The following is a 15,991-nucleotide window of genomic DNA, read 5'->3' on the forward strand; positions in this document are numbered from 1 at the left end:
ATTCGCTTCCCGCCAGCGCGGCCACTTCGGCTGCCGCTTTGTCGGTCGTGGTGTAGCCGATGGGTCCTTCGCTTACCAACCGGGCGTGTTCCAGCATCGTCAGCGCTTCGGCCACCCCTTCGCCGTTTCGCGTTGTCCGCTCCGCATTCGCGGCGGCGTCGGCGTGCGTGTGGGGACCGCTGGAGCTGGGTGTTGTGTCGGTTCTGTCACCGCGGGCCTGGTGCTCGTCGGGTGGGTCTATTAGGAGGGTCGTGAGCAAGGGGGCCGGAATCGGGATCCCGTCTACAGCGCACAGCAGGCCCAGGACGGCTCGGGCCGGGGCGTCGAGGGCTGTGGCTAGAGCTTCGGTCAGGGCGCCGGGGTCGAGGGCGGAGGGTAAGCCGTCCGCCCGCAGTGCCGTCGCGGCGCGGACCAGGGCGAGTGGACGGCCTCCTGTGGCACGCCACAGGTCGTCGGCGGGGGCCAGTTCGTCTTCCTGGAGGTCCCGGCCGAGTTTCCGGACGAGCAGGTTCCGCGCGGCGTCCGCGTCCAGGCCGCTCAGTTCGAGTGCGACGCCCTCGCCGAACAGCAGGCGTTCCGGTCCTGCCACAGCGATGTCACAGGACGGGACGGCGGCAAGCAGTTGGGCCAGGTCGGAACTCGTCCCCGCAAAGTCGTCCAGGACGAGGAGCGCTTCGATCGACGACATCAGCCGGACCAGGACGTCCTCGGCGGGCCGGTAGCCGGAGATGGCGTAGCACGCCTTGAACACTTCCTGGATGACGTCTTCCGCCGGAACGTCGGCGACCGGCAGGTACACCACGCTCCGGCCCGCTTTGACTTGTCTGGCGGCGAGTTCGCAGAGCAGTGTCGTCTTGCCGGCTCCGCGCTCTCCGTAGACCTGAACGCGTCCCCGGTCCGTAAGGCCTTCTTCCAGGAGGCGGAGTTCGCGCTCGCGCCCGAGTGGTTCTTCACCACGCGGCAGGGGACGTCCGTGAGGCCGGTTCCGCGGGGCGGGGTCGGGCGGTGTGCCCACGTAGTTGACCGTGGAGCCGTGGCCGCTGACGACCAGGGCGTGGTCGCCGTTCACCACCGTCCCGCTAAGGTCCCCGCCTATCTCCGAGATTCTTATTTCTCCCACAGGATCCCCCGTTCGTGCTCAGGCGAAATTTACTGAGCATCGGTTTTCGGGGGCCAAGACTCTTTTTCTATGCGGCTATAGGGCTTGCCTATACCGCGCCCGCTGCGCGTAGTTCCCGGACGGTTCGTGCGGCGAGTTCGCAGAAGACCTCCGGGAGCCCCTCGTCGGAGCGTCGCCGGGCTGCGACCGTGACCGTCGGGGAGAGCCCGGTCATCGGCAAGGTCGTGATTCCTGATAGCGCCAGGGTGTCGCGCAGCGCGAACGGCCCGGGGCAGGGGACGCGGTTCAGTCGGATGGAGAGCGCGGCGGCGGCGACGGTGTCCACCGGCTCGCCGACGAACCGCGCGTCCTCGCGGTTGCGCTCGTCGTAGAAGGTCCACCAGCGCTGCGCGGCCAGGGGGACGCTGTCGGCGATCGCGACGAAGGACGCGTCGATGACGTCGTCGAGCGTGATCGTTTCGGCTTCCCCCAGCGGGTGTCCGATCGGCACCAGGACCGCACGGGGTTCGTCGTCGACGAGGACTTCCCAGTCGAGCCGCTCAGGGTCGAGTGGGAGGCGGATCAAGGCGACGTCCACGTCTCCGTCGAGGAGCGGTCGGTCCAGTTCGTTGAGTTCCAGGGCCCGCCAGGCGGTCCGCACATCCGGAAATGCCTCTTTGAACGCGCTGATCACAGGCATCTGGATGTCACCCGGCAAGGGCCCGGCGATGCCGATGCGCAGGGTTCGCGGGCCGCCGGCTCGAAGGCGCGCCGCCGAGACCGCGTCCGCGGTGGCGGCGAGGATGGCGGCGACGTGTTCGTGGAAGACCACTCCGGCCGGCGTTGGCGAGACCCCGCCCGGCTCCCGGACGAGGAGCGTCGCGCCCACCTCGCGTTCCAGGACGCGGATCTGCTGGCTGAGCGTCGGTTGCGATATGTGGAGGGCCTGAGCGGCCCGCGTGAACGAGCCCTGCTCAACGACCTCCAGAAAGTACCGGAAATGCCGCAGTTCCATCTCGTCTCCAGGAGGCGGGCCGCCCGATGCCGACAGAGCGATTCTACGATTCGGCTCCTCCGGTCCCGGAGAACAAGGGAAGTTTGTCCGGCAGCGGCCGTCACCCGTCCGCGGAGGCCCTCTGATCATTAGCGGCCTTCGAGGAGCGAAGCCGAATCGCCGGATCAACCGGCATGATCTCGCCATTGCCGGTCCCGTAGGGTGCCGGGGTGGACTGGGTCGAGCGGGTTACGGGAGTCCGCCGGTGGTCGCGGGGTGGGGAGCGGGCGCCGCACAAGCCGCTGCTCTTGCTGTACGCCCTCGGGCACTTCCAGCGGTGCGGCGATGCTCCGATGTTCTATGGCGAGGTCGAGGAGCATCTCGCCGGACTGCTGCGGGAATTCGGGCCGCCGCGGAAGACCAGTCCCGCCTACCCCTTTCACTACCTGACCAGCGATGGGTTGTGGGAGGTGCGGACCGTCGATGGAGGGGGCAGTCCCGGGCCCCAGGTCGGCGTCCTGCGGGCTCAGGCCGCCCGCGGTCGGCTGAGCGGTGAGCTGACGGCCGCGTTGCGCCGCGAACCGCGCCTGTTGCCGCAGCTGTGCCGCGCCATTCTGGACGTCAACTTCGAACCTTCGCTGCACGACGACATCTGCACGGCCGCCGGGATCGACCTGGAGTCGGCCGAGGCCGCGGGCGCGGTGGCGCCGCGGCGGCGCGACCGTGCCTTCCGCGAGCAGATCATGGTCGCCTACGAGTACCGGTGCGCGTTCTGCGGCTATGACGGCTGGCTGAACGGGACCGCGGTGGGTCTGGACGCCGCGCACGTCCGGTGGTGGGCCTTCGACGGGCCCGACGACGTCACCAACGGCATCTGCCTGTGCGCGCTGCATCACAAGCTCTTTGACAAGGGCGCGCTCGGCATCACCGACGACCGGCAGGTCACCGTGTCGGCGCGCTTCGTCGGACGCGGTCCGGCCGCCCGCGAACAGGTCCACGCCTTGGCCGGACGCCCTGTCAGCTCGCCCCAGACGGCCTTCCCCACCGTGGACGGCGAGCACATCGCCTGGCACGCCCGCGAGGTCTTCCGCTCCCCGGCCCGGGCGGCATGAGATCCGCCAGAAGGCCGTCTACCGCCGGCATGGCCGAGGTCAGATTCACGTCGGGCCTCGATCTCGCCGCCCGAGGCGACGGTGGACGGCCGGCTCCCGGACCGTGATCGCCCGCTGGGCGTCCGAGGGGATGGGCCGCATGGCTCGGTCAAGTGAGGGTAGAGCGCCTTTGACCGTAAGCGGCAGAAAGGGCGGGTTTCATGATTATTGTCGCCATCGTGGGCGTCTGTGCGGTTCTGTTGGTTCTGGCGTTCCTGCTGCCGAGGCTTTCGCGGCATCCGCAGCGAGGTACCCAGCGAGTGCTGGGGGTGGGCTCACGTGCGGGTTCTTCGGCCCCTGGCGGGCTCGGGCGGCTGCTGAGCAAGCCGTTCCGCAGCTCGTCGCGTGCCGTCGGCCGCAGCGGGGAGGCCGGACGGCGCGCTCGCAGCCGCTCCCCCTTCTGATCCCGACCCCCACAGCCGCGACATCCCTCGCCGCCCGCCTCATGTCATGAGGCGGGCGGCGCGCCTGTCCACCCGCCCTTCGTCGTGGGCTCGGGTCTGACGGTCAGGCGGTTCAGGGGTTCTCCGAGGTGGGGTCCGTAGCCTGGCCGGAGTGGCGGCTACTTCGGGGCTTGGAGGCGGCCGGGCCAGGTGTCGTAGTGCACCTTGCCGAGGGTGGCGTCGCCGAGGGGGACGAGGCTGAACTCTTCCACGGGAGCGCCGAAGTAGTGGGCGTCCGGGTCGACGATGACCTCGCGCGAGTCGTTCCGGATGGCCAGGGCCTCGCGGAAGAACTCGTCCATGCGGTAGCGGTCCGGGCCCGCGATCTCGACTCGGCCGTTCAGCGGGGGCGCCGTCGCGACCCGAGCGACCTGCTCCGCGACGTCGTCGGCCGCGATGGGCTGGTAGAAGACCGGGGGCATGCCGACCTTGCCGTCGGTGGTGGCCTCGTCGGCGATGGCCTTCGTGAACTCGAAGAACTGCGTCGCGTGGACGATCGAGTAGGGGATCGGCGACTTCTCGATCAGGCTCTCCTGGGCGATCTTCGCGCGGAAGTAGCCGCGCTCCGGGGGACGCTCGACGCCCACGATCGACAGGGCGACATGGTGGCCGACGCCCGCCTCCTCCTCGGCGGCGAGCAGGTTGCCGGTCGAGGTCTCGAAGAAGTTCAGGACGGCCTCGTCCTCGAAGGACGGCGAGTTCGACACGTCGATCACGACCGAGGCGCCGGGGAGGACCTCCGCGAGGCCCTCGCCGGTGAGGGTGTTGACACCGGTGTTCGGGGAGGCGGGGACGGCCTCGTGGCCTTGCGCGGTGAGGTTCGCGATCAGTTTCGACCCGATCAGGCCGGTGCCGCCGATGACGACGATCTTCATGGGACAGCCTTTCGTGGAATGCGGCCGCGCGGTCAGGCGGCCGGACGGGTGTGCAGGGCGGTGGTGAGGGCTGTGATGGCCTGGGTGGCGGCGGCTCGGGTGGCGTGGGTGTCGCGGACGGGGTTGAGCATCATGAAGTCGTGGAGGGTGCCGTTGCAGCGGACGCTAATGGTGGGGACGCCCGCTTCGGTGAGGCGGCGGGCGTAGGCCTCGCCCTCGTCGCGCAGGACGTCGTTCTCGTCCACGATGACCAGGGCGGGCGGCAGGCCGGCCAGGTCGTCCAGGGCGGCGGCCATGTTGCCGCCCACCGAGTCCCCCGCGACCGCCATCCGGGACGCCTCCAGCCCCTCGGCCGCGCCGTTGCCGGTGATCCACTGCGCGGCGGCGTAGGCCTGCTCGATCGCGACCGGGTAGCGGGCCTCGGGTGAGCGGTCGTACTCCACGAACGCGATCGCGGCGCGAGCCCCGGCCGACAGTTCGCGGACGAGGCGGTCGTGGGTGCCGGCATTGCCCAGGATCCATCCGCCGCCGTGGACGTAGAGGACGACCGGCAGGGCCCCGGGTGTGCCGGGCGGTCTGACCAGGCGGACCCGCACGTCGCCCGCGGCGGCCGGGACGGTGATCCACTTCTCGTCCACGTCGGGCATCTCCACTGGGGCGGCCTGGACGTCGTCCAGCAGCCTGCGTGCGCCCTCCACGCCCCGCTCGTACAGCAGCGGCGGCTTGGCGGCCGCTTCGGCGAACTCCTGCGCCGCGGGCTCCAGAATGTGCCTGCTCATGGGCGCTTCCTCCTGTCGACTTCACATCCATTTCACCGGACGAGGTCTGGAGGGGGACCAGGGTGTGACCCTGGCCTTCTCCCTGGCCTTCCCCGGGGACGGCAAAGCGACGACTCTTTGAAGCGGGTGATCTTCGTACTCCCGGCCACCCCGCCCGACCAGGTATGACGGGGAGGGGCGGAACCGATCGAATGGGTACCAGGTGCTACGAGGTCGACGCGGCGAGTGCGCGGAGTTGGACGCGCTGCTGGACGGCGTGCGCGGCGGTGAGAGCCGGGCGCTGGTGCTGCACGGTGAGCCCGGCGTGGGCAAGACGGCGCTGCTGCACTATCTGGTCGAGCGGGCGCCCAAGCTGCGGACGGTGCGAATCACGGGTGTCCCCTCTGAGACGGAGTTCGCCTTCGCGGGGCTGCACCGGCTCTGCACTCCGCTGTCCGACGGGCTCGGCACACTCCCCGCCCCTCAGCGCGAGGCGTTGCGCGCGGCGCTCGGGCTGACCTCGGGACCCGCTCCCGATCGGTTCCTCGTCGGACTGGCCGTCCTCGACCTGCTTTCCGAGGCCGCCCGTGAGCGTCCGCTGATCTGCCTGGTGGACGACGTGCAGTGGCTCGGCCGGCCCTCGGTGCAGGCGCTGGCGTTCGCGGCCCGCAGGCTGCGCGCGGAGTCGGTCGCGCTGGTCTTCGCGGCCCGCAAACCCGGGGACATGACGGATCTGGCCGGACTGCCAGACATGGCCGTCACGGGCCTTCCAGAGGAGGACGCCCGGGAGCTTCTCCGTACGTCCCTCCCCGGCCCGCTGGACGAGCGCGTCCTCGACCGGTTCGTGGCCGAGACGCGGGGCAACCCGCTGGCCCTGCTGGAGCTCCCCAAGGAGTCGACCCTGGAGCAGATCGCGGGCGGCTTCGGGGTGCCGGACGTCGGGGCGCTCGCGGGGAGGCTCCAGGAGGTCTACCGGCGGCTGGCGGATCTGCCGGCGAAGACGCGGCGGTTGCTGGCGGAGCGGCGCCACCGGTGAGCGCTGACGGCCCCCGGCGAACCGGAGGCTCCCGCACCGCATGGCCGACGTCTCGTCGCGCCTGCGCACCTTGACCGGGCCTCCCAGGTCTCCGCCCATGGGCGCGCGGACGAAGGCCGGTGATTTCGCCGATGCCCGCCGGAACGGCGGGGGTCAGACTCCGGGCGTTGGCTGTCCCACCCCTGGAGGTTCCATGAGAAAGGTCCTCGGTTCCCTCGTCGCGCTGCTCGCGGCGCTGGCCGCGTTCGGAGTCGGCCTCGCCCCCGCGCAGGCTGCGGGGCCGCGGCCCGTGGTGTTCGTGCACGGGTACACCGGCAACGCGTCCAACTGGGTCACCGCCATGTCGGTGTTCCGTGCCGCGGGCTACAGCAGCGACCAGCTGTACGCCTACGAGTACAACTCCTACGGCGACAACAAGCAGAACGCGGCGGGACTCGCCTCGTACGTGAACCAGGTGAAGTCGCGGACCGGCGCCTCCCAGGTCGACATCGTCAACCACTCCATGGGCGGCCTGGTCAGCCAGTACTACCTGAAGGTGCTGAACGGCAACCCGAACGTCGCGCACCTGGCGTCCATCGCGGGCGCCAACCACGGGACGACGTACGCCAGCGCCTGCACGATCTACGAGACGTGCCGGCAGATGCTCCCAGGGTCGACGTTCGTCCAGCAGATCACCGCGGGGGACGAGACGCCCGGCAGCACGCAGTACGCCACCTGGTACTCGCCGTGCGACGGCATCATCATCCCCTACACCAGCACCAGTCTGAACGGCGCGAACAACCACTACGTGGCCTGCCAGACCCACATCGGCTACCTCACCGACACGGTGGTCCTCGGCGCGATCGCCCAGTTCACGAAGAGCTGAGTCCGGCGCTGGACGAAGCGGGCGGGAGGGACGACCTCCCGCCCGTTCCGTTTGGCGCCACCGGGGCCGGCGCAAGATCAGGGTGGAGGGAGTCGAGGAGGAGGCCGCCCATGGAAAATCGTGCGGGATGGCCCGTGGCGGCAGGTCTGGTCTGCCTGGGAATGGTCGCCTGTCATGGTTCGCCCGCCACGAGGAACGAGCCGCCGCCGACCGCGAAGGGCAGCGGGTCCGCCGCGCCGGGACGGCTCGGCGGGAAGGTGATCGTGATCGATCCCGGCCACAACGGCGGGAACGCGGCCCATCCGGAGGTGATCAGCAAGCCGGTGTGGGTCGGGAACGGCTACAAGCCCTGCAACACGACCGGTACCGCCACCGCGGACGGCTACGCCGAGCACGCCTTCACCTGGGACGTCTCCAACCGGCTGGCGAAGGCGCTGCGGGCCAGGGGCGCCATGGTGACGTTGACGCGCGCCGGCGACAGGGGTGTGGGGCCTTGCGTCACGGAGCGGGCGGCGATCGGGAACCGGGCGCACGCCGACGCGACGCTGTCCATCCACGGCGACGGGGCGGCGGCGGCCGAGCACGGGTTCCACGTCATCCTGCCGCTGCCCGTGGGAGGGAACACGGGGATCGTCGCCCCGTCCGCCCGTCTGGGGACGGCGATCCGCGACGCCTACCGGTCGGGGACGAACATGCCCTACGCCGACTACCTCGGGAAGGACGGCCTCGACCGGCGGGATGATCTCGGCGGGCTGAACCTGTCCACCGTGCCGGCCGTGTTCATCGAATGCGGGAACATGAAGAACGCGGGGGACGCGGCCAAGATGTCGAGCGCCGCGTTCAGGCAGCTCATGGCCGAGTCCCTGGCGAAGGGCTTCGAGGACTACCTCCGCTGAGTTTGCCCGCCGCTGGGATTGTCCGGGACGCCTCCGGCTAGGCCAGTCACAACGAGGCACACCGGACGAACGGACGATCGCCATGAACCGTAGGAACGGACGGAGCGCGTCGCCGCCCAACTGGGAACTCCTGGTGGGACTGGCCGCGACCGGCTTCCTCATCTACGTGTGGGTGTGGGCGGCGACGCAGGGCGGCCCGCCCTTCTGGTAGCCGCAGGGCCGCCCGCACGTCCCGCCCTAACGGTCCAGGAGCGTCCTGAGGGACTTCGCCACCTCCGAAGGCGCCTCCTCGGCCATGAAGTGGCCGCACGTGACGGTCTGGTGCCGGAGGTCGGCCGCCCAGGCGTCCCACAGCGCGACGGCGTCGTAGCCCAGAGCGGCGCCCCAGTCCTGCTGCAGGACGGTGACGGGCATCCGCAGGCGGTTGCCCGCGTCGCGGTCGGCCTTGTCGTGCTCGACGTCGACGCCGGCGGACGCGCGGTAGTCCGCGACGATCGAGGGGACGGCGGCGCGGCAGGCGTCCAGGTAGGCGGCGCGGACGTCGGGCGGGATCGCGGACGGGTCGTTCGTCCACACGTCGAGGAAGTGGCCGAAGAAGGCGTCGGAGGCCCCGGCGATCAGTTGCTCGGGGAGGCCGGGCGGCTGCGCCATCAGGTACAGGTGGAAGCCGACGGCGGCCGACGCGCCGTGCAGGACGTCCCACATGTCCAGGGTCGGCAGGACGTCCAGGCAGGCCAGGTGGGTGATCGTGCCGGGGTGGTCGAGGCCGGCGCGGAACGCGACGAGCGCGCCGCGGTCGTGGCCGGCGAGGGCGAAGCGGTCGTGCCCGAGGGCGCGGGCGAGGGCGACGGTGTCGGCGGCCATGGTCCGCTTGGAGTAGCCGTCGGACGGTTTGTCGCTCTCGCCGTACCCGCGCAGGTCGGGGACGATGACCGTGTGGTCGGCGGCGAGGTCGCGGGCGACGTGCCGCCACATCAGGTGGGTCTGCGGGAAGCCGTGCAGCAGGACGATCGGGGAGCCCGATCCGCCGACCGCCGCGTTGAGGGACACGCCCTCGGCGACGGGGACGCGCTGGTAGTCGAAATCGCTGATCGTTGGCATGCGTCCAGGCTGCCGGGCGCGGATGAGCATCCGATGAGCGCGCTATACCGTGGTGGCGTGGAGGTCCTGTTCGGGGTGCTGGGGCCGGTGACCGCCTGGGACGGGTCCGGGAACGCGATCGCCCTGAAGGGGCCGCGGCACCGCGCCGTCCTGGCCCGCCTGATCGTCGCGCGCGGGCGCGTGGTGCCGGTCTCCCGGATCGTGGACGATCTGTGGCTCGATCCGCCGTCGGACGCGGTCGGCGCCGTCCGCACCTTCGTGGCCGCCCTGCGGCGCGTCCTCGAACCGGGTCGTCCGCCGAGGACTCCGCCCCGGCTGCTGGTCACCGAGGGTCCGGGATACGCGCTGCGCGCCGGGCCGGAGGCCGTGGACGCCTGGCGTTTCGAGCGGGTCGTGGCCTCGGAGCGTCCGGCCGCAGAGCTGGCCGGCGCACTGGACGAGGCGCTGAGCTGGTGGCGCGGCCCCGCCTACGCCGAGTTCGCCGACGAGCCGTGGGCCCGGGCGGAGCACTCCCGGCTGGCCGAACTGCGGCTGCGCGCCGTCGAACGGAAGGCCGGGGCGCGACTGTCGCTGGGCCTGGCCGCCGAGGCGATACCGGACCTGGACGCGCATGTCGCCGACCATCCCTGGCGCGAGGACGCCTGGCGCCTGCTGGCGCTCGCCCTGTACCGAACCGGCCGCCAGGGTGACGCGCTGGCCGTCCTCCAAAGGGCGCGCGGCCTTCTGGTCGAGGAGCTGGGGTTGGACCCTGGTCCGGCCTTGCGCCGCCTAGAGGAGGACATCCTCCGCCAGGCCGACCACCTGGAACCTTCACAGGATGCGGCGTCGCGCGTGTGGGCGCAGGCGGCCCAGGCGTACGACCGAACGGTGGCGTCCGGCGCGCGCGCTCGGCTGGAGTCGACGGTCGGCCTCCTGCGGAGCCTCGCGGTGACCGGCGCCGAGGGCCTGGAGGCGGCCCGCGAGCAGCGCCTGGCGGCGATCACGGCGGCCGAGGAGCTGGGCGACGCGGAGCTGACCGCCAGGGTGATCGGCGCGTTCGACGTCCCGGCGATCTGGACCCGGTCGGACGATCCGCGCCAGGCGGCCGGAGTGGTGGCGGCGGCGGAGCGCGCCCTCGCCGCGCTGCCGCCGGACGGGCACGAGGCCGCGCGGGCCCGTCTGCTGGCCACGATCGCCTTGGAGTCGCGCGGCGCCCGCGATGACCGGGGGCGCGAGGCGGCGCGGGCGGCGGTGGGGACGGCCCGCGAGCTGGACGACCCGGCGCTCCTGGCGTTCGCGCTGAACGGCGCGTTCATGCAGGCGTTCGACCGGGCGGGACTGGCGCCGCTGCGGGACGAGATCGGCGCCGAACTGGTGGACCTGTCGGCGCGGGGCGACCTGTCGAGCTACGAGGTGCTCGGGCACCTCATCCGGCTCCAGGCCCACAGCGCGCTGGGCGACTTCGGCGGGGCCGACCGGCACGCGGCCGCCGCCGACCGCCTGGCCGAGCGGCACGAACGCCCTCTGGTCGGCGTGTTCACGACCTGGTACCGGGCTCTGCGGCTCGCCGCGTCCGGCGAGCCCTCGTTCGAGGAGGCGGAGGAGGCCTACCGCGGTGCCGCCGCGCACATGAAGGGGTGCGGTATGCCCGGCTTGGAGGTCGGCTTGCTGCCGCTTGCCCTCCTCTGCCTGCGCGTCCTGCACCGGCTGCCCGCACAGACCGAGCCCGCCGATTGGGGGCCGTACCTGCCCTGGGCCCGTCCCTTGGTGCTGCTGGCGCGCGGGCGTCCCGAAGAGGCCGCCGCAGCGTTGCGGGACGTCCCCGACCCGCCCCGCGACCTGCTGTTCGAAGCTCTGTGGGGCCTCACCGCCCAGGCCGCCGTGGCCGTGGGCGACCGGACGGCGATGCGACGCGCGCGCGACGAGCTCCTTCCGGCCGCGGGCGAGTCGGCCGGCGCGCAGAGCGGGCTGCTCACCCTGGGCCCGGTCTCCCGCCATCTGGACGACCTCGCCACCGCGCTCGGCGAATGACCCGCTCAGCCGCCCAGGGACGACGGCGGTGGCCATGAGCACGGAGCGCTCGGCGTAGGGGTTGTCGGTCTCCCGCGCCGTGAGCCGGACGCCGATGATGGCGTGCGTGGGAGGGCTCCGGGCTAGGGCCTGTCTCGAAGTGGCCTCGGGCACGCGCGCGAACGCGTGACCTGCCCGGTGCGGCGAAGCCGGAGGCGAGCGAAACCGGGCTGATCGCGAAGCGATGCCGCGTTCGCCCAGGTCCGGTCACGTAGCGAGCCGCCAGGCGAGCGAAGTGGGCCGGGACTGTGAAACACAGCCTAGTTCTCGGAGATGAGGGTGGGGAGGCGCCGCGTGCCGTCGCGCCGCCCGGCTCGGTGGTGGCCCTCGACGGCGGCCTGGACGATCCGGCCCTCGGCGCTGAAGGCCTGCTCCATCACCGTGATGTACTCGGCCGTCGGCGGGTAGAGGCGCGCGGCGGCGCCGGCCGTCCGGCGGATGAGGACGCGGGCGCCGGTGCGCAGCGCGGACTCGAAGTGGCGGACGTCGTGCCCCGCGCGGGCCTCGCAGGCGCCGAGGGCGCGGAACGCGTCGAGCACGGTGCTGGTCTCGCGGGCGCCGGTGTAGGCGGCGAGGGCGTCCCGGACGAGGGCGAGGATCTCGCGTGCCCTCAGGTGCGTGTAGGCGGGGACGCGCTCGGCGATCTCACCGGCGACCTCTGCGGTGATCTCGTCGAGGCGGTCGGTGAGGAACTGGTCCAGAGTGGGCTGCATGGCGCGTCCCCTCTCGTTGCTCGTCCCCGGGCGGGACCGGGAGCGTTGGCCGAGAGCACACCGATCCAGGCGGATGCGGTGGGGCTATGTTACCGGCGCGTAGGTCGGATGCGCTGCCCCCTTTTCCGAAATGTCGTTAAGCGGGGTTGGCGGCCCGGCCCTCCGTGATCAGAAGGACGATCGTCTCCTCGTGCCCGGACGCGAGAAGCGGACGGCGGTCCGGCGCCAGCGCCGCGCGGGCACCGGCGAGGGAGGCGGCGCCGCACGGTCCGGCCGGAACGCCGAGGTCGGCCAGGTCACGCATCGCGCGGGCCGTGGATGCATCGGTGACCGCCACGGCGGCGTCCAGGCCGGCACGTAGGACGGGCCAAGCGAGAGTCGACGGAGTTGCGCAGTTCATGCCCGCCATGGTGGTCGACCCCGTCTCGACGGTCAGCGGCCTGTCCTGGTGGAGGCTCGCCAGCACGCAGGGCGCCGCATCGGGTTCGACGGAGAGCAACGTGGGGGCGGATCGTCCCGAGCGGTAGTGAGTCACAGCCGCCTGGGCCAGCGACCCCACCCCGACTGGAATCGCCACAAGGCCCGCTGGGGCGGCCCCTGCCTCAGCGAGTTGTTCGTCTATCTCGGTGAAGAGGGTGGAGTAACCCTCGACTATCCATTGCGGCACGCGTTCATAGCCGGGCCACGCCGTGTCCTGGACGAGCAGCGCCGACGGGTCGGACGCCGCGGCATCGGCCGCGGCCCGCACCGCCTCGTCGTAGGGCGCCGGTATCTCGGTCACGGCCGCGCCCTCGGCCTTGATCGCGGCCACGGCCTCGGGGTGGACCCCGTGCGGGACGTGGACGTCCGCCGGCAGCCCCAGAAGCCGGGCCATCGCCGCGACCGCGCGCCCGTGGTTGCCGTCCGTCGCCGTCACGAGCCGGACGTCCGGCCGCACGGACCGCAGAACCGCGAGAGACGTGGCGCCGGGCGCGAGGCCCAGACGGTCGCAGAGCGCCCGGTGGACGCCCCACGAGGCACCGAGGATCTTGAAGGCGGGCAGCCCGAGGCGCGCCGACTCGTCCTTGACGAACAGCCGCCGGGCGCCCAGTTCGGCCGCCGGCGAGGGCAGCTCCACCAGCGGCGTCGGGGCGTGGCCGGGGAGCGTCCGATGGAAGGCGGCGACGTCGCGCGGCGCGGGCGGGCACGTCCAGTCCCGCGCGGCCGGACGGGCGAACCAGGACGACCGATCAAGCGAGGCGGGAGCCGTGACCATGGCGAACACCGTGCCGCATCGGAATCTGATCGGTCCAGCGAATGTTTCCGAGCGATAATCATCACTCAAGCCGATGAATGGAGCGGTCATGCTGGACCTGCACCGGCTCCGGCTCCTGCGCGAGCTGAAGCACCGGGGGACGCTCGCCGCCGTCGCCGAGGCCCTCTCCTACAGCCCGTCCTCGATCTCGCAGCAGCTGTCCGTCCTGGAGAAGGAGGCGGGGGTGCCGCTGCTGGAGCCGGTGGGGCGCCGCGTCCGGCTGACCGCGCAGGCCGAGATCCTCGTCGCGCACACCGAGGCGGTGCTGGAGCGCCTTGAGCTGGCGGAGGCCGACCTCGCCGCGTCCCTGCACGGCATCACGGGGGTGCTGCGGGTCGCCGCGTTCCAGACGGCCGCGCTCGCGCTCGTCCCGGACGCGCTCAGCGCGCTCCGCGGCGCCCATCCGCGGCTCCGGATCGAGGTCACGCAACGGGAGCCGGAGAGCGCCCTGCCCGCCCTGCTCGCGCGCGACTTCGACCTCGTGATCACCGAGGAGTACCCGGGCGACCCGAGCCCGCGCCCGGCGGGCGTCGACCACGCGGAGCTCGGGACGGACGAGATCCGCCTCGCGCTCCCGTCGCGGTCGCCGGACGCGGCCCTGCACGACCTGGCGGGGAGCCCGTGGGCGATGGAGCCGGAGGGCACGGCGTCCCGGCGGTGGGCGACGCGGCTGTGCCGGGAGGCCGGGTTCGAGCCGGACGTGCGGTTCGAGTCGACCGACCTGCTGCTGCATCTGCGGCTGGTCGAGCGCGGGCATGCCGCCGCGCTGCTGCCGGGCCTGGTGTGGCAGGACGGTCCGCCTGCCGTGCCGGTCGTCCGGCTGCCGGAGGGGCACCGCACGCGGCACCTGTTCACGGCGTCCCGCCGAGGAGGCGGCTCCCACCCGGCCGTACGCGCCTTCCGCGAAGCCCTCGCGGACGCCTTCTCCGCCCGTCCCCAGGGTCCGGATCAGGGATGGCCAGGGGGAAGACTCCACCGTGAATAGGGGTTTTCCCCTATGGCGATGAATTCAGCAGGAAGGCAGAGTCGTAGTCAGCAGAAGGGTGACGAGGAAGTCTCCCGCAGGAAGAAGGCAGTCCGATGTCGACCACGCCGAGCTTCACCACGATGAACGCTTCCGACCTCGCCGAGATCCTGTTCACCTCCCCGCTGCAGGAGTCCGACCGTCCCTCCGCCGAGCAGGTCCGCACCGCGATCAACGCCCGGCTCGGGGCCTGCGGGGGAGACAGCGCCGCGTGGGTCGCCGCCGTCGCCCAGGAGGCCGGCGACCACCCGGAGACCTACCTGGCCCGGATGCGCTGGGCGCTCAGCACCGTGCACGCGATCTACCCCGACCTGACCACCGCCGCCTGACCCGGGAGGGATCATGCGCTCACCGTTCGCCGACCGCCGCGAGGACATCCTCCCCCGCTCGCTCGCCGAGTTGCTCGCCGCCGAGGCGTCCCACGCCGCCGACGAGCCGCCCCGGCGCCGGCAGCGCAGGACCAGGACCGTCCGGCGCGTCACCTGACCCGCGGGTGGTCAGTGGCGCGACTTGGTCTTCTTGGTCGTCTTGTGCTTGGAGGACTTCTTCTTGTGGCCTCCGCCGTCCGACTCCCACTCGTACCCGGGGGTGTTGTTCTTGCAGAAGCGATCGCTCACCTTCGTGTCGGTCGCGTCATGCTCGCACCACCGGTCCTGACCGCAGGCGGTCAGCCCGAACGCGGCGACCAGACCGACGAGCGCAAGGGCCGCGGAACGGGATTTCACCATCTTTTGCCTTCTCTCCGGCAGGGGTGTCGACAACGACGGGGGATCTGACGTGCGCGACCGCGCCGGCGTTCCGTCGTCGCGCGATACGGGACGTGGCCTGGACCGGCCGCGAACTATGCTGGCCGCCGTGAGCGAAGAGCCGACGGAGGAACAGGGCGGCCGTCCCGGCGCCGACGCCCGCGAGTACCGCATCGGCGAACTCGCCACGGCCGCCGGGGTCCCGGTGCGGACTCTGCGGTACTACCAGGAGCGCAAGCTGCTGCCGCCGCCCCGCCGCGAGGGACGCATCGGCCTGTACTCCGAGGACCACCTGGCTCGCCTCCGCATGATCGGGAACCTGCTGGACCGCGGGCACACCCTGGAGGGCATCCGCGAGCTGCTGGCCGCGTGGGAGCAGGGCCGCGACATCGGCACCGTCCTCGGCGTCGAGAAGGCGGTCACGACCCCGTGGTCGAACGAGGTCCCGGTGACGATGACACTGGAGGAGCTGGCCGCGCTGTTCCCCGGCGAGGTCGGCCCGGAGGCCGTCGAGCGGGCCGTCGAGCTCGGCCACATCGAGGTGGACGGCGACCGCGTCACCCACTGGAGCCGCCGCCAGCTCGACGCGACGGTGACGCTGGTCCGGGTCGGGGTGCCGCTGGACGCCGTGCTCGCGGCCGGCCAGGAGCTCCAGCGCAGCATGGACGACCTCGCCGCGATGTTCGTCCGGCTGATCACGACGCACGTCGTCGGGCACCTGGACGAGGCCGTCGACGACCGGGACCTCGGGGCCCTCACCGAGACCATCGCCCGGCTGCGGCCGGGGGCCCAGGTCACGGTCGAGGCCGGCTTCGCGCGGGCCATGGACCGGCAGGTCCGCGCCGCGATCGACGAGCTGCTCGGCCGCCTGGCCACTCCCTGAGCCGTCCTTTACCGAAGCACGGCCGTCAGACGCCCCGCCCCGGCTTTCATGATCATTAGCGTGG

Annotated in this window: 18 protein-coding genes and 1 pseudogene; 11 read left to right on the forward strand and 8 right to left on the reverse strand. The window is 72.0% G+C overall.

The window, feature by feature from the left end:
• Positions 1 to 1,069: pseudogene (locus BJ999_RS00005) on the reverse strand (hypothetical protein); the annotation flags it as partial.
• 139 nt (positions 1,070 to 1,208) lie between these two features.
• A complete protein-coding gene (locus BJ999_RS00010; RefSeq protein WP_179831330.1) occupies positions 1,209 to 2,114 on the reverse strand; it encodes a LysR family transcriptional regulator in 906 nt (301 codons plus the stop codon).
• A gap of 209 nt (positions 2,115 to 2,323) precedes the next feature.
• Between BJ999_RS00010 and BJ999_RS00015 the strand changes: the two genes are divergently transcribed.
• Together BJ999_RS00015 and BJ999_RS43940 are read left to right on the forward strand one after the other, a co-directional pair.
• Positions 2,324 to 3,205 (forward strand): phosphorothioated DNA-binding restriction endonuclease, encoded by an 882-nt coding sequence (locus tag BJ999_RS00015; RefSeq protein ID WP_179831331.1) that lies wholly within the window; start codon positions 2,324 to 2,326, stop codon positions 3,203 to 3,205.
• 200 nt (positions 3,206 to 3,405) lie between these two features.
• Complete coding sequence (locus tag BJ999_RS43940; protein ID WP_360610500.1) at positions 3,406 to 3,648, forward strand: DUF6411 family protein; 243 nt, start codon at positions 3,406 to 3,408, stop codon at positions 3,646 to 3,648.
• A gap of 158 nt (positions 3,649 to 3,806) precedes the next feature.
• Here BJ999_RS43940 and BJ999_RS00020 read toward each other — a convergent pair whose 3' ends face one another.
• Both BJ999_RS00020 and BJ999_RS00025 read right to left on the reverse strand, forming a co-directional pair.
• A complete protein-coding gene (locus tag BJ999_RS00020) occupies positions 3,807 to 4,562 on the reverse strand; it encodes an SDR family oxidoreductase (RefSeq protein ID WP_179831332.1) in 756 nt (251 codons plus the stop codon).
• A gap of 32 nt (positions 4,563 to 4,594) precedes the next feature.
• On the reverse strand, positions 4,595 to 5,341 hold the full coding sequence (locus BJ999_RS00025) for an alpha/beta hydrolase (RefSeq protein ID WP_179831333.1): 747 nt from the start codon (positions 5,339 to 5,341) through the stop codon (positions 4,595 to 4,597).
• 202 nt (positions 5,342 to 5,543) lie between these two features.
• Between BJ999_RS00025 and BJ999_RS00030 the strand changes: the two genes are divergently transcribed.
• The 4 genes from BJ999_RS00030 to BJ999_RS42770 all read left to right on the forward strand — a co-directional run bounded on the left by BJ999_RS00030 (position 5,544) and on the right by BJ999_RS42770 (position 8,328).
• Complete coding sequence (locus BJ999_RS00030; RefSeq protein WP_179831334.1) at positions 5,544 to 6,356, forward strand: AAA family ATPase; 813 nt, start codon at positions 5,544 to 5,546, stop codon at positions 6,354 to 6,356.
• 193 nt (positions 6,357 to 6,549) lie between these two features.
• The gene (locus BJ999_RS00035; protein WP_179831335.1) at positions 6,550 to 7,221 is read left to right on the forward strand and encodes an esterase/lipase family protein; all 672 of its coding nucleotides are present in this window, start codon (positions 6,550 to 6,552) and stop codon (positions 7,219 to 7,221) included.
• A gap of 110 nt (positions 7,222 to 7,331) precedes the next feature.
• Positions 7,332 to 8,117 carry an N-acetylmuramoyl-L-alanine amidase gene (locus BJ999_RS00040; protein ID WP_179831336.1) on the forward strand — a complete coding sequence of 262 codons (786 nt, stop codon included), beginning with the start codon at positions 7,332 to 7,334 and terminating at the stop codon, positions 8,115 to 8,117.
• 82 nt (positions 8,118 to 8,199) lie between these two features.
• A complete protein-coding gene (locus BJ999_RS42770; RefSeq protein WP_268247764.1) occupies positions 8,200 to 8,328 on the forward strand; it encodes a hypothetical protein in 129 nt (42 codons plus the stop codon).
• Between the two features lie 26 nt (positions 8,329 to 8,354).
• On the opposite strand, the gene BJ999_RS00045 is transcribed toward BJ999_RS42770, so the two are convergent.
• Complete coding sequence (locus BJ999_RS00045) at positions 8,355 to 9,218, reverse strand: alpha/beta fold hydrolase (RefSeq protein WP_179831337.1); 864 nt, start codon at positions 9,216 to 9,218, stop codon at positions 8,355 to 8,357.
• 33 nt (positions 9,219 to 9,251) lie between these two features.
• Between BJ999_RS00045 and BJ999_RS00050 the strand changes: the two genes are divergently transcribed.
• Positions 9,252 to 11,228 (forward strand): AfsR/SARP family transcriptional regulator, encoded by a 1,977-nt coding sequence (locus BJ999_RS00050; protein ID WP_218934872.1) that lies wholly within the window; start codon positions 9,252 to 9,254, stop codon positions 11,226 to 11,228.
• 299 nt (positions 11,229 to 11,527) lie between these two features.
• Here BJ999_RS00050 and BJ999_RS00055 read toward each other — a convergent pair whose 3' ends face one another.
• Both BJ999_RS00055 and BJ999_RS00060 read right to left on the reverse strand, forming a co-directional pair.
• Positions 11,528 to 11,980 carry a PucR-like N-terminal domain-containing protein gene (locus BJ999_RS00055; RefSeq protein WP_179831338.1) on the reverse strand — a complete coding sequence of 151 codons (453 nt, stop codon included), beginning with the start codon at positions 11,978 to 11,980 and terminating at the stop codon, positions 11,528 to 11,530.
• A 136-nt stretch (positions 11,981 to 12,116) separates the two neighbouring features.
• Positions 12,117 to 13,235, reverse strand: coding sequence for a diaminopropionate ammonia-lyase (locus tag BJ999_RS00060; RefSeq protein WP_179831339.1), 1,119 nt, complete (start codon positions 13,233 to 13,235; stop codon positions 12,117 to 12,119).
• An 88-nt stretch (positions 13,236 to 13,323) separates the two neighbouring features.
• On the opposite strand from BJ999_RS00060, the gene BJ999_RS00065 reads away from it, so the two are divergent.
• From BJ999_RS00065 to BJ999_RS00075, 3 genes are all read left to right on the forward strand, one after another.
• Entirely contained in the window at positions 13,324 to 14,259 is a 936-nt protein-coding gene (locus tag BJ999_RS00065) for a LysR family transcriptional regulator (protein WP_179831340.1), read from the forward strand.
• Positions 14,260 to 14,354: 95 nt separating this feature from the next.
• Positions 14,355 to 14,627 (forward strand): hypothetical protein, encoded by a 273-nt coding sequence (locus BJ999_RS00070; protein WP_218934873.1) that lies wholly within the window; start codon positions 14,355 to 14,357, stop codon positions 14,625 to 14,627.
• Between the two features lie 13 nt (positions 14,628 to 14,640).
• Positions 14,641 to 14,784: a hypothetical protein gene (locus BJ999_RS00075; RefSeq protein ID WP_179831341.1), complete on the forward strand. Its 144-nt coding sequence runs from the start codon at positions 14,641 to 14,643 to the stop codon at positions 14,782 to 14,784.
• Between the two features lie 11 nt (positions 14,785 to 14,795).
• Here the strand turns inward: BJ999_RS00075 and BJ999_RS00080 are convergent, their stop codons facing one another.
• Positions 14,796 to 15,026 carry a hypothetical protein gene (locus BJ999_RS00080; RefSeq protein ID WP_179831342.1) on the reverse strand — a complete coding sequence of 77 codons (231 nt, stop codon included), beginning with the start codon at positions 15,024 to 15,026 and terminating at the stop codon, positions 14,796 to 14,798.
• A gap of 127 nt (positions 15,027 to 15,153) precedes the next feature.
• On the opposite strand from BJ999_RS00080, the gene BJ999_RS00085 reads away from it, so the two are divergent.
• Positions 15,154 to 15,927 carry a MerR family transcriptional regulator gene (locus BJ999_RS00085; RefSeq protein WP_229810058.1) on the forward strand — a complete coding sequence of 258 codons (774 nt, stop codon included), beginning with the start codon at positions 15,154 to 15,156 and terminating at the stop codon, positions 15,925 to 15,927.
• Positions 15,928 to 15,991: the final 64 nt, after the last annotated feature.

This window comes from Actinomadura citrea (assembly GCF_013409045.1).
Taxonomy (GTDB): Bacteria; Actinomycetota; Actinomycetes; order Streptosporangiales; family Streptosporangiaceae; genus Spirillospora; species Spirillospora citrea.

Coding starts and splice junctions, on each gene's coding strand:
- BJ999_RS00010 (WP_179831330.1), bottom strand. CDS start 2,114: ATGGAACTGCGGCATTTCCGGTACTTTCTGGAGGTCGTTGAGCAGGGC.
- BJ999_RS43940 (WP_360610500.1), top strand. CDS start 3,406: ATGATTATTGTCGCCATCGTGGGCGTCTGTGCGGTTCTGTTGGTTCTG.
- BJ999_RS00020 (WP_179831332.1), bottom strand. CDS start 4,562: ATGAAGATCGTCGTCATCGGCGGCACCGGCCTGATCGGGTCGAAACTG.
- BJ999_RS00025 (WP_179831333.1), bottom strand. CDS start 5,341: ATGAGCAGGCACATTCTGGAGCCCGCGGCGCAGGAGTTCGCCGAAGCG.
- BJ999_RS00035 (WP_179831335.1), top strand. CDS start 6,550: ATGAGAAAGGTCCTCGGTTCCCTCGTCGCGCTGCTCGCGGCGCTGGCC.
- BJ999_RS00040 (WP_179831336.1), top strand. CDS start 7,332: ATGGAAAATCGTGCGGGATGGCCCGTGGCGGCAGGTCTGGTCTGCCTG.
- BJ999_RS42770 (WP_268247764.1), top strand. CDS start 8,200: ATGAACCGTAGGAACGGACGGAGCGCGTCGCCGCCCAACTGGGAACTC.
- BJ999_RS00045 (WP_179831337.1), bottom strand. CDS start 9,218: ATGCCAACGATCAGCGATTTCGACTACCAGCGCGTCCCCGTCGCCGAG.
- BJ999_RS00050 (WP_218934872.1), top strand. CDS start 9,252: ATGAGCGCGCTATACCGTGGTGGCGTGGAGGTCCTGTTCGGGGTGCTG.
- BJ999_RS00055 (WP_179831338.1), bottom strand. CDS start 11,980: ATGCAGCCCACTCTGGACCAGTTCCTCACCGACCGCCTCGACGAGATC.
- BJ999_RS00060 (WP_179831339.1), bottom strand. CDS start 13,235: ATGGTCACGGCTCCCGCCTCGCTTGATCGGTCGTCCTGGTTCGCCCGT.
- BJ999_RS00065 (WP_179831340.1), top strand. CDS start 13,324: ATGCTGGACCTGCACCGGCTCCGGCTCCTGCGCGAGCTGAAGCACCGG.
- BJ999_RS00070 (WP_218934873.1), top strand. CDS start 14,355: ATGTCGACCACGCCGAGCTTCACCACGATGAACGCTTCCGACCTCGCC.
- BJ999_RS00075 (WP_179831341.1), top strand. CDS start 14,641: ATGCGCTCACCGTTCGCCGACCGCCGCGAGGACATCCTCCCCCGCTCG.
- BJ999_RS00080 (WP_179831342.1), bottom strand. CDS start 15,026: ATGGTGAAATCCCGTTCCGCGGCCCTTGCGCTCGTCGGTCTGGTCGCC.